The organism is Kineococcus sp. GCM10028916 (assembly GCF_042674865.1).
Classification (GTDB): Bacteria; Actinomycetota; Actinomycetes; order Actinomycetales; family Kineococcaceae; genus Kineococcus.
Genome location: NZ_JBHTFM010000012.1, coordinates 1 through 15,333, shown reverse-complemented (window position 1 = coordinate 15,333; position 15,333 = coordinate 1). Strand labels below are relative to the sequence as shown.

Annotated in this window: 14 protein-coding genes and 1 pseudogene; 7 read left to right on the top strand and 8 right to left on the bottom strand. The window is 68.2% G+C overall.

What is annotated here, in order from left to right:
* The first annotated feature begins 169 nt into the window (after positions 1-169).
* The 4 genes from ACFQ46_RS11425 (at position 170) to ACFQ46_RS11410 (ending at position 4,222) form a co-directional block, all read left to right on the top strand.
* On the top strand, positions 170-754 hold the full coding sequence (locus tag ACFQ46_RS11425) for a hypothetical protein (RefSeq protein WP_380259616.1): 585 nt from the start codon (positions 170-172) through the stop codon (positions 752-754).
* Positions 755-780: 26 nt separating this feature from the next.
* Entirely contained in the window at positions 781-1,335 is a 555-nt protein-coding gene (locus tag ACFQ46_RS11420; RefSeq protein ID WP_380259615.1) for a hypothetical protein, read from the top strand.
* A 251-nt stretch (positions 1,336-1,586) separates the two neighbouring features.
* The gene (locus ACFQ46_RS11415) at positions 1,587-2,441 is read left to right on the top strand and encodes an alpha/beta hydrolase (protein ID WP_380259614.1); all 855 of its coding nucleotides are present in this window, start codon (positions 1,587-1,589) and stop codon (positions 2,439-2,441) included.
* A 539-nt stretch (positions 2,442-2,980) separates the two neighbouring features.
* Positions 2,981-4,222 (top strand): SMI1/KNR4 family protein, encoded by a 1,242-nt coding sequence (locus ACFQ46_RS11410; RefSeq protein ID WP_380259613.1) that lies wholly within the window; start codon positions 2,981-2,983, stop codon positions 4,220-4,222.
* Between the two features lie 115 nt (positions 4,223-4,337).
* Here ACFQ46_RS11410 and ACFQ46_RS11405 read toward each other — a convergent pair whose 3' ends face one another.
* From ACFQ46_RS11405 to ACFQ46_RS11390, 4 genes are all read right to left on the bottom strand, one after another.
* Positions 4,338-4,568, bottom strand: a complete 231-nt coding sequence (locus ACFQ46_RS11405; RefSeq protein WP_380259612.1) for a hypothetical protein — start codon at positions 4,566-4,568, stop codon at positions 4,338-4,340.
* Between the two features lie 133 nt (positions 4,569-4,701).
* The gene (locus tag ACFQ46_RS11400) at positions 4,702-5,262 is read right to left on the bottom strand and encodes a hypothetical protein (protein ID WP_380259611.1); all 561 of its coding nucleotides are present in this window, start codon (positions 5,260-5,262) and stop codon (positions 4,702-4,704) included.
* A 501-nt stretch (positions 5,263-5,763) separates the two neighbouring features.
* A complete protein-coding gene (locus tag ACFQ46_RS11395) occupies positions 5,764-6,087 on the bottom strand; it encodes a hypothetical protein (protein WP_380259610.1) in 324 nt (107 codons plus the stop codon).
* A gap of 224 nt (positions 6,088-6,311) precedes the next feature.
* Positions 6,312-7,109: a phosphotransferase gene (locus tag ACFQ46_RS11390; RefSeq protein ID WP_380259609.1), complete on the bottom strand. Its 798-nt coding sequence runs from the start codon at positions 7,107-7,109 to the stop codon at positions 6,312-6,314.
* Between the two features lie 227 nt (positions 7,110-7,336).
* Here ACFQ46_RS11390 and ACFQ46_RS11385 point away from each other — a divergent pair, with 227 nt between their 5' ends.
* A complete protein-coding gene (locus tag ACFQ46_RS11385; RefSeq protein ID WP_380259608.1) occupies positions 7,337-7,822 on the top strand; it encodes a hypothetical protein in 486 nt (161 codons plus the stop codon).
* 630 nt (positions 7,823-8,452) lie between these two features.
* Here the strand turns inward: ACFQ46_RS11385 and ACFQ46_RS11380 are convergent.
* The 3 genes and pseudogenes from ACFQ46_RS11380 to ACFQ46_RS11370 form a co-directional block, all read right to left on the bottom strand.
* Positions 8,453-9,229, bottom strand: a complete 777-nt coding sequence (locus ACFQ46_RS11380) for an SDR family oxidoreductase (RefSeq protein ID WP_380259607.1) — start codon at positions 9,227-9,229, stop codon at positions 8,453-8,455.
* A gap of 108 nt (positions 9,230-9,337) precedes the next feature.
* A pseudogene (locus ACFQ46_RS11375) lies at positions 9,338-10,154 on the bottom strand (SDR family NAD(P)-dependent oxidoreductase).
* A 157-nt stretch (positions 10,155-10,311) separates the two neighbouring features.
* On the bottom strand, positions 10,312-11,112 hold the full coding sequence (locus tag ACFQ46_RS11370) for an SDR family NAD(P)-dependent oxidoreductase (protein WP_380259606.1): 801 nt from the start codon (positions 11,110-11,112) through the stop codon (positions 10,312-10,314).
* A gap of 176 nt (positions 11,113-11,288) precedes the next feature.
* Here ACFQ46_RS11370 and ACFQ46_RS11365 point away from each other — a divergent pair, with 176 nt between their 5' ends.
* The gene (locus ACFQ46_RS11365; RefSeq protein ID WP_380259605.1) at positions 11,289-11,903 is read left to right on the top strand and encodes a TetR family transcriptional regulator; all 615 of its coding nucleotides are present in this window, start codon (positions 11,289-11,291) and stop codon (positions 11,901-11,903) included.
* 470 nt (positions 11,904-12,373) lie between these two features.
* The gene (locus ACFQ46_RS11360; protein ID WP_380259604.1) at positions 12,374-12,928 is read left to right on the top strand and encodes a MarR family winged helix-turn-helix transcriptional regulator; all 555 of its coding nucleotides are present in this window, start codon (positions 12,374-12,376) and stop codon (positions 12,926-12,928) included.
* 119 nt (positions 12,929-13,047) lie between these two features.
* Here the strand turns inward: ACFQ46_RS11360 and ACFQ46_RS11355 are convergent, their stop codons facing one another.
* On the bottom strand, positions 13,048-14,610 hold the full coding sequence (locus tag ACFQ46_RS11355; RefSeq protein WP_380259603.1) for a GAF domain-containing protein: 1,563 nt from the start codon (positions 14,608-14,610) through the stop codon (positions 13,048-13,050).
* Positions 14,611-15,333: the final 723 nt, after the last annotated feature.

Here is a 15,333-nt window from a genome sequence, read left to right as displayed (position 1 = left end):
GCAGGCCCGCGGGTTGGTGCGCCGCCTGGATCGCTGAGGCCGCAGACGGCCCGACGACCATCCGCGGTTCGTCATCTGAGGTCGTCGATGGCTGCCCCGGATCGCACACGACGCGGGATGACCGTGAAGTCGGTGGCACCTCCCCTCGCGCCCGTGCGACGTTGGCGAGATGTCTTCCGAACTTCGCCCCACGACCGAGCAGCTGACCGCGGCCCAGGCCGACGCCCTCCTGGTCCGGGTCTACCGCGGCACGGGTGATGACGACATGGACTGGCTGGAGGGCTACGTCGTGGCCATCGGCCGGCGCTGGCTGCTCCTGGCCCGGGTCTCCAACGACATCTGGCTCACCGGCTGGAGCGCGGTGCGTCTGCGCGACGTCAGCGTGGTGGAACCCCGCGCCAACGCCCGCTTCATCACCGAAGCCCTGCGCCGGCGCGAGCAGTGGCCGCTGCCACCCGTCCCGCTGGATCTGGACCTGGACTCCCGCCGGGGACTGCTGACCAGCCTGGCTGGCAGCGAAGGCGACGGTGAGGAGGTCGTTGCGTTGCACCCGGAGCGGCGAGACCCCGATGTCTGCTTCGTCGGCGTCGTGCGCGCAGTGGGTCGGCACTGGGTGGATCTGCTGGAGGTCACCATCGCGGCGCAGTGGGAGAGCGAGACCACTAAGCGTGCGGTGGAGGCGATCACCCGGGTGGACATCGCCGGCGGCTACGAGAGTGCTCTGCGCCTGGTGGCTGGACCGGCACCGAGATGACCCGCGTCGTGGCAGTGGGTGCCTCGGTGAGCCCCTCGCCCCTGGAGGGGCGGTTCCCGCTGACGGGTCAGCCGGTACCGGTGCGAGTCGATGGGCGGACCCGCTACGCGTGGTGGGGGCAGGACCGCGACGGCAATGACTGCCTGGCGACCCGGGGAGGGCGCCTGGAGGTCGCGGACTCCGAGGCCGGCATCCGTGACGCGGCGACGTCGTACGGATGGGAGGCCACGAGTGAGGAGGCACCGGGTGAGGGGGTTGCAGACGAGGCCGAGGACGCGGTGGTGATCGATGTCGACGAGGTTCGGGCCTGGTTGTCTCACGCGGGGAGGGCGGTGCCGGTGGTGGCGGCGTTGAACGTGTGGAACCTGGCGATCGACGTCGCGTACAGCCTGGGGCGGGTGCGGGGGGATCGGGGGTTTTGGGCGGATCGGGCCTACGACAAGCTGTTCGCGGCCAACGTGCCATGGGCGCTCGGGTTGGCCGCCTACCGTCCGCGCTGGACGTCCCAGGAGCTGACGGCGTTGCGTCGCATCGAAGGCGAGGCCGTGGGCCTGCTGCGCACCACGCTCACTGGCGTCTGAGACTCGCGCGGATTGCGGGATGACCGGTAAGTCGATGGGTGGTCGTTCAAAGGACCGCCTCGGCTCCAGCAGTCGGCAGGGCCCGTGTCGGGTCGTCATCGTCCCGTTAGCGTGCCTGCGTGGTTCCGTCTTCTCCCGTCGTCGCTGTTGACACCGTCGTGCGTGGCTTGCACGGCCCGGTCGCCACACGCTGGTACGAACCGCCACCATCTCCCTCCTCGACCGATCCCGGGACGGCCCACCCGACGCTGGTGTGGCTGCACGGGGGCGCTTTCTTCGCCGGCGGCCTCGACCAGCCCGAAGCTGACGCCTTCGCCCGAGCCCTCGCCGTGGTCGGTGTCCGGGTGGTGAGCGTCGACTACCCCTTGGCGCCGCTGCTTTCGACCCGGTGGCCGATGCCGCCCCGCTCTGCCAGCGGTGTGGTGCGCGCACGCTTCCCCGCCCAGGTCCACGATGTGGGCGCGGTCCTCGCTCACGTCCGATCCATCCACCACCCCCACCCGACGCCGCTGCTGCTGGGCGGAGCCAGCGCCGGGGCGTGCCTGGCGGCCGGTGCGGCTGCTGCGCTCACGGCCACGAACACCGCTGGCAACGGCGCAGTCGAGAAGCGCGCGAACGAGGCCTCGCGCCCCGACGGGGTCGTCTTGGCCTATGGCTTCTTCCATGCCCGCCTACCTCCGCGATCCCGCGCCGTGCGGGTCCGGCTTCGAGGTCGGCGCCGGTTCATTCACTCTCGCTGGCCGATGCTGGCGATGAACCTCAACTACACCACCTCCCGTACCCGGCTGCGAGACCCCTCCGCGTTCCCCGGCGGACACCGCCTGCGCGGTTTCCCCCCGACGTTGCTGCTGGACGCCGACCGCGACGGGATGCGCGCCTCCAGCGACCAGTTCGCCTGGGACCTGATGGCCGAGGGGACACCGGTGGAGCATCGGGTGCTCCACGAGAGCGTGCACGGGTTCCTGGGCCGGCCGGAGGAGCCGGCGTTCGCGGCCGGGGTCGACGTCATCGCCCGATGGGTGTTGTCGGCGGCGGCGTACCGAGAGGTCAGGAGAGCGGGCCGTGGGGGTGTCGACGGCGCCGGGGACCCACGACCAACGAGATGACGCTGAGGGCCAAGGCAGCGACCAGCCAGACGACGTCGTCGAGGATGTTGCCGCCGGTTCCGGTCTCATCGGCGCGGACACCGCCCTGGTAGCTCACCACGACCCAGATAGCTGCGAGCCCGCCGCCGGCCAGAGCCAGAAGAGTTGCCAACCTTCGGCGTGGGGATGTGGCCAGGGCCAACACGACGGCGAACAAGACGGTGATACCTGCTGCTGCGAGGAGGGCCAGGGTGAGCAGGGCTAGGAAGGACTCCACGTCGCCAGCATGGCCGGTGGCGACGGAGGTTGAGTTTACTCACCCGCGATCTTCACTGGGTCTGCTGATCAGAGCCATAGATCTCACCGCCCTGGGCGAGCGGCTGTGCAGTTCGTGGTTCGGCTGGTTTGGACAACGGGGCGAGGGATACGACCGCGACGTCCCGCGCCGCGCAGGGTGAGCGTGCGCTCCACGCGCACCGCGGGATGACCGTGAGGTAGCTGTCGCCGGAGGCTGTGCCTGAAGTGCCCTCAGAAGGCTGAGCGACTGCCAAGCTGGCGTGGTGGTCGCAGAGTCTTGGTCGCGCATCGTCGCCTGGTGTCAGCAACACGCCCCTGAAGCCGTCCGATCCCTGCGCCCCCCAGCCGGGACCGATGCTCTAGCCGCAACCGAGGCGGCCATGGGCTGCAGGTGGCCGGAGCAGCTGCGGCACTGGTACCAGTTGCACGACGGCTGCCAGGAGTACCCCTACAGCCTGCTGCTGGGACCCTGGATGCCGCTGCCACTAGCCGGCGTCGTCCAGGAACACCGCGCCCAGCTGCAGAGACAGGCCAACGCGCTGCGGTCGCCCTACGCAGACCCCGACGACGCCCAGAGAATGTGGGAGGCCGCGACGCAGCCGGCGGGGATGGTCCCGCCGGGATTCCTGCCCTCCTTCGTCCCGATCGCGGTGAACCTCGACGGCGGTGTCCTCTACGTCGACACCCGCCCCGGTCCGTGGTCGGGGTGCATCACCGTGCTCGGGGACCAGGACGGCCGGCAGTGGGACGGCGTTGAGCAGATGCTCTCTGAGATCGCTGCCGTCTTGGAGCAGGGCGCCCTGCTGGGCAGCTACCGGCCGGTGGGCGTGTCGGGATTTCTGGAGTGGCAGCTGGTGCCCGGTTCAGGACGCGAACCACGCGACGGGTCATTCCCAGCGGAAGATGAGACGTCCGACGAAGACATCGATGGCTGGGTAGAGGCCGCCCGGCGGCGGCGCGATGAAGGCGATGACCCCGACGACCCCGACCTGGCGATAGAGCCCGAGACCGACCTCACTGGTGGTACCGGTGACGTCGACGGCACTGTCCAGGAGGAGGAGTCGGCGCCTCGGTGGGAGCCCGTGGCGCCCTCACGCGAGGCGGTCCTGGCTGATGTGCACCGGTATCCAGCGCCCGCCCGGGTGGGCGAGGTGCCGGTGTCCCGCTTGGACGCGTTGTGGGGTGCGTCGATGGGCGGCCCCCGTGGGTTCCTGGCGGGGGTGCTGGGCCGGTGGGGGGTGGCGGAGGAGTTGCTGCTGCAGCTGGATGACCTGTCGAGCTACCATCTGGGGATCAACAACGACGAGTACGGCCCGGCCGACCGGGGTGCGTCCATCGCGGTGGAGGCTCTGCGCGATCCGTTGCTGGACCCGGGGTACGGGGAAAGTCGTTTGCTGGAGCTTTCGCCGGCTGGGTTCGTTGCGGGACAGGTGCGCTGGCGGCAGGAGTGCTACCGCGACGGCCAGTTCACGCAGGGTTTCACGGAGTGGTCTGCACGACGCTAAGTCGTGGTGAGCTGGACCGTCCGTTCGGTTAGACCGCGTGATCGCCGCGCGCACGGCGGGATGACCGTGACGTCGCTTGGTACCGACGGAGTGAGCTCGGTCGGCACCTCAGCGGTCAGTCGAGGTAGCCGGTCTCAGGGTTGATGTCGGCGAGGAAGTTGGCGACCGACCGCCGCATGTCGGCTTCGGTGATGGCGAAGCCGTTGGAGGTGCCCAGGGTGAAGCCGTAGTCGGGGTTGGGGCCGGTGAGCCAGGCGAAGTGGTAGGTGCTGGGCTCGTCGGACTGCTGCTCGACCAGCCAGTCGTGCCCGTCGACGGTCAGGTTCCACGACGTCATGTCGTCCATGATCACCTCTCGCGGACGTCTCCGGATGATCTTGCGGACATCGCCATAGGCGCGACGTCGCCGGCTGCCGGTGACAGCGCGCACAACGCGGGATGACCGCGATGTCACGAGTCGAGAACCGCAACCGAGCGCACTACGGCAGAGGGGCCGCTCCGAGGAGGGGTAGGACCTTCGAGGCCAGGTCTTCGATGCCGGTCAAGGTGAGGTCGGTTTGGGTTTCGGGCAAGCCGACCTGGGGCCAGGACAAGCTGATGCTCAGCAAGCCGTCCCGTGGCAGGTCACTGATCCAGTAGGCCGCGTCTCGCCCCCACACCTGCTCGTCGTCGCTGGCATGCAGGGCTCCGGTGGTGTTTGCTACTCCGCGGACGTCGTTGACCTCCACAACCAGTTGCGGCACTGAGTAGGGGACCTCACCTGTGTCCTTCGGGGTCCTGAAGGTGTTGGCCCGTGCGTCGAAGGTGCCGGGGGCGGCCTCGCGATAGCGGCGCACGTTGCCGTAGGACCAGGCGGCTGCGGCGGGGATGCGCTCACCGTACGCGCGTAGCACCAGAGGTAGGTGCAGGCCGCTGGGGTGCGCGTAGATGCAGCGCAGGCCGACGGTGATGCCCGGGGTGTGGGCGAGGATGAGGGGGCCGTGGGCGATGACGCCCAGTTCATGAGGTGGGCGTTGTGCAGGCCAATGATGCTCAGTCATTACCTCAGCATGAGGGGTTTATGCCTCCTCGGACGCTGAGTGATGCGCCAGCAGCGCGGCGACCGTGCACACGCGCACCACGGAATGATCATACGTTAGCGGCCCCATTTAGCGTACGCCGCTGCCTCTGTGGCGAGCTCTTGAACGGGGTCCCGCAGTAGCCTGCGGGTCTCGTGATCTCTGGAGGACTACGTGAACCCGACCAGCGGTGGTGGGGCGTTTGGCGCCATTGCCTTCATCGTGGTCCTGGTGATCATCCTTGCAGTAGCCGCAGCGCGCTTCGCTCGGCGCAAGAAGTGAGGTGCGGTAGCTGATGCCCTGGGATCCCTCTCCCGGAGGCGGCTGGAGTCCTACAAGCCGCACTGGAAAGATCATCATGTTCGGCACCTTCGGTGTCGCCTTCGTGACCGCCGCTTGCTTCAAGCTCTTCTGAGCGCCCGTACATCGCGGGATTGACCGTGAACACGCAGAGGACCGTGCTCGCGTGCAGCTGGGGGGCGATCAGCCTCGCGCGAGTAGGAACCACAGCAAGACGACGGCGAACACCAGGGCCTCGGGGACGGCCACCAGGAGGGTGCTGACCCGTACGTTGGCGTGCCGCCAAGCAGCAACGGTCGCGGTCACCCCTACCGGCAGGCAGAGGGCGATCGCCGCAGCGCCGGCCCGGGCGGCGTCAGACAGCGTGTTCCCGTCGAAGTCTCCAGGCAACACCGTGGCTACGACGAGCAGGGGCAGCGCGATGGCGACTAGCGCTGCTCCTCCCAGGCCGGTAGCGAGCAGGGAAGCTCTCTGGATGCTCAGCTCAGCGTGGTGGGAGTCGATCACGGGCACCTCCAGGGCACGTCGATGTGCTCGTCATCATGCCCGGCGCCGATCGCTGGAGGTGGCGATTTGATCTTGCGCATCTCGCCAAGAGCGCGACGTCGCCGGCCACCGGCGACCGCGCACACCGCGGGATGACCGTGCGCACGCGCACCGCGGGATGACCGTGAAGTCGCTACGCGGTCAACAGCGTGCCTGACGTCGCGGTGCGGTACGGCGCGTGATCGTCAGGCCGGTAGGTCAGGCTCTTCGGCAGGCAGGTGCTGAGCGTTGGCGGTGATCCAGGCCGCGTCCTGGTGGTAGGTGCTGACGTGGGCGTGCAGGCGCTCGTGCCCGGCGTCGGCGCGAGCTTGGGTGAAGGCGGCGAGATCGCGGATGCGATCCACGGCGACGGAGACCACCTGGGCCGGGTCGAGGTCATGGCCGTAGGTCTTGCACACCAGGCTCAGTCGCCGCGCCTTCTCCGACAGCGTGTTGGGCAGGCCGTCGCCGGTGGCGGGGTCGGTCAGGGGCACCAGTCGGTAGGCCATGTAGGCCACGTCCCACACGCGCGGGCCCGGTGATGCGGTGTCCCAGTCGATGACCCCGCTCAGCTGCTGATTTTCGAAGACCGTGTTGTAGGGGGCGAAGTCGTTGTGGCAGATGACTTCGGCTGGCTCGTGGGTAGGCAGTTGCCAGCTGGCGTCTTCGGTGTTGAAGGTGGCGCTGACCTCATGCAACTGCGCCAGGAACTCAGTTGCTTGGATCAGGACCTCATCGGTCCATACCCACGGCGGCAGGGGGTAGCTGGGGACGGTGCCCGGTAGGTGGGTGGTGATGTCGCGTCCGCGTTCATCGCGTCCCAGCGGCTGCGGCGTCCAGCTCAGGCCGTGCTCGTACAAGTGCCGCAGCAGGCGCTGAACGGTCGCGGTCCAGGGGCCGGCTGGGCGACGCACCGTGGTCCCGACGCGGACGGCGCCGCCCATGTTGCCGCCCTCCAGGGCCACCTCGAGCTGTGGTGTGGTGACTTCCTCGTCCGCGTTCACCTCATGCAGTCTGGTCCCAGGTCGCTGTGGCCTCGCCGCCAGGTGGCGATGCAGCCGCCCATCACGCCGGGCGGGCTGTCCATACCTCGCCGTCGGCCGGGCCACGTCATGTCGAGGGCCTACGGGCAGGGATGACCGTCGTGCATCGGTGGGACTGCGACGTCGCAGGTCAATCGTGACCGCCCAGATCGCGGGATGACCGTGCGATGTCCTGGCACAGTGATCCGGTGTTCAGCCACCTCAGACGGCGACGGGACCGCTGGCGCGCCGAGCGGGCACGGCGGGCGTTCTACGGCGACTGCCCGCACTGCCGCCACGACTGGCGCGGGCACGACCCCGCCGAGGGCTGCGACGACTGCCTGTACGAGATCGGGCACGAGGACCCCGACGCCCCCGCCCGGCCGTGCCGCGCGACAGCGCCCGGCTTCACCTTCGTGGCCGGTGTGTTGGCGAGTCCACCCGTCGCTGGGGAGTCGAGGGCCCTGCCGGAGTGGGTTGTGCAGCGCCGTCCGCGCACCGGAACGGTGACTACCGGTCGGTGGGCCGGCGATGCGCTGCACGTCGAACCCGATGACCGGGACCCGCAGAGGTGGCACCTGTACCTCACCGGTGCTGGGCACGTCTGGGATGCGTGGGCCGACGACGGTGATTCCCTGCTGCAGTGGCTGGCTGACCCCGGCTATGGGTTCCGTTTGGATGAGGAGGGGGCCTGACCCCGGCGGGGGAGGTGATGGCCCGCCCAGTGCGCACCGCGGGATGACCGTGAACTCTGTAGGCCGCCTGCTGTTGGCCGCCATGATGATGTCGTGGACACGGATGCCTCTGTCGAGGTGTCCTGGACGCGAGTCACCACCTGGTTGCGGACGCACGCACCCGCGACTGCGGTGACCTTGCGACCACCCGCCTTCACTCAGGACGCATCCCGAGCTGAGGAGAGCACCCGGGCGGTGTGGCCGCAGCAACCGCGGAGGTGGTTCAGGCTGCACGACGGTTGGGACCGTGATGCCTGGGCGGCGGTCCTGCCCGGATGGTCCTCGTCCATGTCGGTGGATCGTACTGTGGAGGCGTGGCAGATTCAGCAGACCCCAGTGGTGGTGATGGGTGAGGCATGCACCGCAAGGTCAGTCACGGCAACAGTGTTGTCGGGTGGTGTGACAGTCACTTCGCTCACGCACCTTTCGCGTGTGCTCGCCGCTCCACCCGACGCCCGCGTCGAGAACCTGCCCACCGGCACGCGCGTGCTGCCGTCATGGCCTTCGACCAGCCGCAACGGCCGGTCCAGTCTGTCGAAGAGGTGCGTGACGTGGCCTTCCGAAGTGGTAGGTCGGTGCCGGTGAGAATCCTCAGATGGTGATGTCCCACTCGGAGGCCTGATCGGCCTTGATCTGCTCCGCGACCTCGGCGGGCAGCATGGTGCGGTAGGCGTTGGACTTCCCGGTGAGCACCTCGACCATCGCGGTGATCATCTGCTCGGGGTCGTACTGCCCAGGCAGGGTGCCCTCGAAGGCGGGAGGGGCGGCGATGGTCGCGGTTTCGGAGTCGAACCACTGGTGCATCGACTCGAAGCCCATGTCGTTGAAGCCGGTCAGGTAGGGGCCGGGGTTCACCGTCTGGACGGTGATGCCGTGGCCCTTGACCTCTTGGCGCAGGATGCCGGCGACGGCCTCCAGGGCGTGCTTGGTCGCTGCGTAGGGGGACAGGAACGGCACTTTGCCGAAGCCTGCGATGGAGGAGACGAACACGATCTTGCCGGCACCCTTCTTGACCAGGGCGGGCATGAAGCCGCGGGTCATCGCAATGGTGGCGAACAGGTTGACATCGAAGGATTCGCGCCACAGCGAGTCGGGGACTTCGGTGACAGGGCCGGAGTACAGGACGCCTGCGTTGTTGAACAGCACGTCGATGTCGTAGCTGAAGGCGTGGGCGCGGTCGATCTCGTTGGTGGTGTCCAGCTTGATGACCTCCAGCTGGACTCTCGCGGTTTCAGCCTCCTGGCGCAGCTGCCAGACCTGGGGCCAGATCTGGACCCCGGCGATGACCTTGTGTCCCAGCTGGGCCAGCTGCAGGGCGACGCCCTTGCCGAATCCGCTGCCGGCGCCGGTGATGAGGAATGTGGTCATGGTTTCTCCTGACGTTGGGGCATCCGATCTGGATGCGGTAATGGGGGGAGCGAGGGGCCACGGAGGGGGTGGCGTGCTGCGTGCTGGAGTTGAAGTGGGGGTTGTGCGTCAGGAACCGTCGGCGGAGCGGGAGATGGTCTCCCAGGTGCGCCAGTCGGCCAGGCGCTGCTCGACGGTGCTGGTGACTTCGTCGTAGCCGTAGGACCCCAGCAGCAGTCGGGTGGGGGGCTGGGGGGGCGTCGATGGCAGCGAGGATGGCCTCGACGGAGTCCTCGGCCTTGGGCTGGGTACCCACGCCCAGGTTCGCCATCGCCTCGCGCATCGGCTGGTAGGCCGGGTGGGGGGTCGAGGCGGCTGCTGAGGCCCCAGCCCAGTCGGTGGCGAAGGGCGAGGGTTCGATCAAGGTGGTGCGGATGCCGAATCCGGCGACCTTTTGGGCCAGGGATTCCGTCAGACCCTCGAGGGCCCACTTGGAGGCGTGGTAGATCCCGATCGAGGGGTAAGCCACCTGTCCACCCATGCTGGTGACCTGCACGATGTGCCCGGCGCCCTGCTCGCGCATCAGCGGGATCGCAGCCTGGGTGACCCACAGGGCACCGAAGAGGTTTGTCTCGATCTGATCGCGGGCCTCGGACTCGCTGAGCTCCTCCACGAACCCGAAGTGTCCGTAGCCGGCGTTGTTGACGACCACGTCGAGGCGGCCGAAGTGCTGGTGGGCTTGCTGCACAGCCTCGAAGCTGCCCTGGCGGTTGGTGACGTCCAGGGTGAGGGGAAGGATCGCGTTGCCGAAGCGCTCGATGAGGTGGGCCAGGCTGGCGGTGTCGCGGGCGGTGGCTGCGACGTTGTCCCCGCGTTCGAGGGCTGCGGTGGCCCACGCGCGGCCGAAGCCGCGGGAGGTGCCGGTGATGAACCAGGTCTTGGACATGGGATCTCTCTTTCGTTGCAGTGCAGCAGCGGTGTGACGGGCAGGGCTATGAGGGGTGGAGGTGTGGGAGGCCAGGCCAGATCGGCGCGGTGTCGGCCATCGCGGGTAGGGCGCGCTCAATGGCGGGTGGTCACCGGTGTGGGTCGCTCACGGGGGGTCAGACCATGCGGGCGCTGTCGTCCCACAGTCGGCGCGCGAGGTCGTCGTCCGCTGCGCGGGTGTGCGTCGTGCCGACCTTCTTGCCGTCGTAGTACCCACCCTGCTGCCAGGTGGACCCCGCGGTTCCTTCGGCCAGCCAGGTCAACCGCTCAGCGGCCTTCTGCGGGGTGGTCATGATCAGGTGTCGCAGAGGGGTGCGGTAGGCGATTCGAAACCAGCTGGTGGTGTCGTTGGCGAAGTTGCTGGCGACGTAGCCGGGGTGGAAGGAGACCGCGTTCACACCCTGGCTGCCGTAGCGGCGCTGCAGCTCCTTGGTGAACAAGATGTTGGCCAGTTTGGCGTTGCCGTAGGCGGTGTTGGGCGTGTAGCCGCGCTCGCTCTGCCAGTCGTCAGGGTTGATGTCGCTGTAGAGCCTCGCCGCCACGCTGGAGGTCGCGACCACGCTGGCGCCGCTGGCGGTCAGGGTCGGCAGCAGCAGGGTGGTCAGCAGGAAGGGCGCGAGGTGATTGACCTGGAACGTCGTCTCGTGACCGTCGGTGGTGACGGTGCGCTTGCCGAAGACGCCGCCAGCGTTGTTGGCCAGGACGTCGATGCGCGGGTAAGCGGCCTTGAGGTCGCGGGCCAAGGCGCGCACCTGGGCCAGGTCGGAGAAGTCCGTCACGAAGAAAGGCGCTTTGAGGCGGTTGCTGACCGCAGTCGTCTTGGTGCGCGAGCGGCCCACGATGACCACCTCGTGGCCGCCGGCGACCAGCTTCTCCGCGGCGGCGGCGCCGATGCCGTCACTGGCTCCGGTGATCACGATCGTCTTCTTGTGCATGGCTGGTGTCCCCTGTCGGGTGGTCTGAGTGAGGTGGGCGTCGTATCGCGCAAGCAGAACGGGGAGCCGTCTGCGACGTACTGCGGTCATCGATATGACTGACCATGCCGCACATGACAGTCACTGTCAACCCCTACAGTTGCTGCTACTCTGACGGAGTGAGTGAGACTGCGCCGCCTGTCGGCATGCGTGATCGGGCCCGCCGGGCAATGCAGACCGAGCTTGCTGCTGTGGCGTTGGAGCTGTTCCTGGATCAGGGCTACGACGAGACGACCGTCGACCAGATCGCCGCAGCCACGGGCATGTCGCAGCGGACCTTCTTCCGTTACTTCCCCAGCAAGGACGCGGTGCTGAGCCGGACCATGGCCACCACCGGTGAGGACATGGCCGCGGTCTTGGCCGCCCGCCCCGCCGAGGAGACTCCATGGACTGCTCTGAGGCACACCTTCCAGTGGATGGCTGAGCTGTCACTGGCGCGGGAGCGGTCCTTGGACCTGTCGCGGATGATGCTGAAGGTCCCTGAGATGAATGGGCAGCACGTCGACAAGGAGACGAACTGGCGTCGATCCCTCAGCGAGATCCTGGTCTCCCGCCTGTTCTCGACCTCCCCCGACCTTCCCCGTGATGAAGCCGAACTGCGAGCTGACACTCTGGCCGCGGCGGGTATGGCCTGCTTGACCGTTGCGATGACCCAGTGGGTTGACAGCGACGGGGTGCAGTCCCTGACCGACCTCATCGATTCGGCGATGAAGGCGATCACCGATGCTCAGTGACGGCGACCAGGCCAGCGCCGAGCCTCCTGAGTCTCAACGTGACGGTCTCACCCGGGTCTGCTCCTACTTCCGTTGACCCCGGTCGGTAGGGGCGATCAGGCCGCCTGAGCGGCTTGTAGGAGTGCTTCGAACTCGATGGGGCGCGAGCCGACCGTGAGTCTGCTGGCGTCGGCGACGGTGCAAGTCATCCCCGAGAGGATCGTCCGCGATTCGTCACATCCGGTCGTCGCTAACCCCGAGGCGACCAAGCACACCGCGGGATGACCACGAGGTGTTCTTCCGGTCACATGAGGGCAGGTGAACGTCAGGGCCGACACCGCAGGAGCCCGCCGTCCTCGTCGGCGACGATCCCCTGGTACCTCCGCCCGCACCGCATCGTTGCTCCCGCTGAGGGTGTGATGAGGCCGATCGTGCGTGAGCTGCCGTGGTGGCCCACTCAAGTTCTAGAACCTGGCGTCGATGGAGCCTGGGTGGAAGCGTTGATGATCACCGAGCCATCAGGTGTCGAAGTCCTTGCAACTTCCACCGCGGCGCTTCCGCTGGCACTGCCCGGCGCGCAGACGCTGCACGACGTCGTCGCGGTCTCGCCCTCGAGCGGCCTGGAACTGGCCCACCTGGCGATGCAAGTGGGTCTGGCAGTCGGCGCGCTGCTCGACACCGCCGCCGCGCAGGTGGAGCTGGTGACCAGTGACCTGCGGGCCCTGTACTTCCTGGACATGTGCGGGACCCGCACCGCGGGGGAGCTGGCCATGCAGTTGATGGTTCAGCAGTCCTGCGTGACGCTGCTGGCCGGGCGGCTGGAGGGCAAGCAGCTGCTACAGCGCCACCGCGACCCGGGTGATCGCCGGAAGGTCCTGCTGCAGATCACCCCGGCTGGGCAGGACTTGGTGCGTCAGGTCGCCGCCCGGGCGCGCTACGACGTGCGGCGGCTGTTCGCCCCGCTGTCACCGGCCCAGTCCGCACACCTGGCGGTCCTGCTCGGCGAGATCGTTGAGGCGCGCCCGGGGAGTGGCACGGGCAGCTGAGCCGGGCAGCTGAGCCGGGCAGCTGAGCCGGGCAGCTGAGCCGGGCAGCTGAGCCGGGCACCGCGGTCGGGGTCGTGACGCGGCGGCGTCATGATCCGGCGGCGTCGTGACTCGACGTCTCAGCTGAGGATCGCCTGGGTGACGGCTACCTGCTCGGTGAGGACGCCGCTGATGAGGGTCTGGGTCTGGTTGATTTCCTCCACGGCGGCGTGGATACCGTTCAGGGACGCCACCACGGCGTCCACTCGGCTCTGAATGGTGCTGACCTTCGCGCTCACATCGGTGGTGGCGCGCTCGGTCTCGCCCGAGAGCTCCTTGACCTCCTCCGCGACCACGGCGAAGCCCTTACCGCTCTCACCCGCGCGGGCGGCCTCGATGGTGGCGTTGAGTGCGAGCAGCTTCGTCTGGGCCGCGATCGACTGGATCGCGCGGACGACCTCGTTGATCTCCACGCTGGCCTGCCCCAGGGCGGCGACCTGCTCGTTGGCCTCCACCGCCAGGTACTCCCCGCGGGAGGCGACCTCACTGGCCGAGGCGACGTTGCGTTCCACCTCGCTGATGGAGGTGACCAGGTCGCGACCGGCCTCGGCCAGGCGCCGGCTCGCGGCGAAACGCTCCATCGCTTGCCCGATGAGGAAGGCGGTGTTGCGCAGCGCACTTTCGCGGCTGGTGGACATGACGAGCGTGCGGGTGGCGAAGAAGTCCATGGTCCCCACGACACGTCCGCCGACTAGGATCGGCAGGCAGACACCGGACTTCACCCCGGCGCGCTGGGCGACGGGGGCGCGGACGCAGTCGGTCATCTCGGCGAGGTCTTCCACGAAGACCAAGTTTTCCCTGGCCCACGCTCGGCCTGAGAGGCCGACGCCCTTGGCGAAGGTGGCTTCCAGGGTGACTTTCCGGAATTCCGCGCCGGCGTCGCCGGATTCCAGCTCGAAGCGCAGGACCTGCGCGGCGGTGTGCAGGGAGTCGTCCAGGCGCCAGAACGAGCCGTACTGCCAGTCGAAGTCGCGTCGGATGGTTTCTAGAGCCACCCGCAGCGCCTGCTCCTCGCTCGCGGCCGTCGTCAACTCGCGGATGACGGTGGAGACGGCTTCGACGTCCTGCGTGGCCTTCTCCTGGCGCACGGCCTCGTGGGCGCGCTCCAGCGCACCGGAGACCAGCACGGCCACGGCCCGCAGCACCTCTAGCCGGCCGGGGGAGGGGTCGAGGGTGTCGGTGGTGAAGAAGTCCATGGTCGCTACGACCTGCCCACCTGCGGTGATCGGTAGGCACACTCCCGACTTCACCCCGGCGCGTTGGGCGACGGGGGCGCGCACGCAGTCGGTCATCTCGGCGAGGTCGGCGACGAAGACGAGGTCACGCTGGCGCCAGGCGCGCCCGGACAACCCGACCCCTTCGGCGAAGGAGGCTTCCAGGGTCACCCGGCGGAACTCTGCACCGGCGTCGCCGCTGTCCTGGGCGAAGCGCAGGACACCAGCCGTGGGGTCGAGGGTCCAGTAGGAGCCGTAGACCCAGCCGAAGCGGTCACGGACGGTGTCAAGTGCTACCTGCACGGCCTGCTCGGGGGTGCGGGCCTTGGCCAGGGCGCGTACGACCTCGGTGACTGCCTGCACGTCGGCTCGGCCCTGGTTCATCTGCTCGGTCATCGCTGCTGCGGCCGCTGTCGACTTCTTGAACATGCTCCACCTCGAGTTCGTCACCGTGTCGCAGCCGGGCGGGTCCGCCAGGTGTCGGTCGAGGACGTCGCAGGGACATCCTTCATCGCTGAACCATCGACACGGGATGAGCGACCTTGAGCTGGTATCCGCCGAATGGAGCGAGCGCATCGATGAGGGGAGGGACTGACGCGCTCCAGTGGTCCTTCGGGTTTGCGGGTCTGCGGGTGAGTGGGACCGCCTTGCCGCGACGGCGCGGAGCGAGCTCGACCAGTTGCTTCGATCATGTGCCGATTGCGGCTTTATGCGGATGATCATTGTGCTCGAGTTACCTTCGATGACCCGCATATCAAGCCATGACCGAGACGTCGGTGACCTCTGGTGAGCAGCATGAACGGACGTCGCCTGCAGCGGGCCAGGCACACGGGCTGACGAGTTGTCACAAGCTTGCTCGAAGGGGTGATAGCCGTCGGTGGCTGCCCTAGCAGCGGCAGCGGTACGCGATGCTGATCCGGTGTCGGAACCAACAAACCGCGCCGGCTGGCGCCACCGACGTGGGCCGCAGCTGCTGCTGCGCGTGGTCTCAGTCATCGTTGCGGTGGCTTTGGCGGCGGTGGCGCAGAGGCAGGGCGAGCAGGGCCACGTAGTGCGTGCTGCTTGGGCTATCGGCGGGATCTTCTTGGTGACTGTTTCAGATATGGAGTGAGTGCTGCCTCGGCCTGGTCAGCCGACGCAGCATCATCCGCG

What these genes read in the sequence shown, in the direction of transcription:
- ACFQ46_RS11425 (WP_380259616.1), top strand. Translation starts at nt 170, where the DNA reads ATGTCTTCCGAACTTCGCCCCACGACCGAGCAGCTGACCGCGGCCCAG.
- ACFQ46_RS11405 (WP_380259612.1), bottom strand. Translation starts at nt 4,568, where the DNA reads ATGGACGACATGACGTCGTGGAACCTGACCGTCGACGGGCACGACTGG.
- ACFQ46_RS11400 (WP_380259611.1), bottom strand. Translation starts at nt 5,262, where the DNA reads ATGACTGAGCATCATTGGCCTGCACAACGCCCACCTCATGAACTGGGC.
- ACFQ46_RS11380 (WP_380259607.1), bottom strand. Translation starts at nt 9,229, where the DNA reads ATGACCACATTCCTCATCACCGGCGCCGGCAGCGGATTCGGCAAGGGC.
- ACFQ46_RS11355 (WP_380259603.1), bottom strand. Translation starts at nt 14,610, where the DNA reads ATGTTCAAGAAGTCGACAGCGGCCGCAGCAGCGATGACCGAGCAGATG.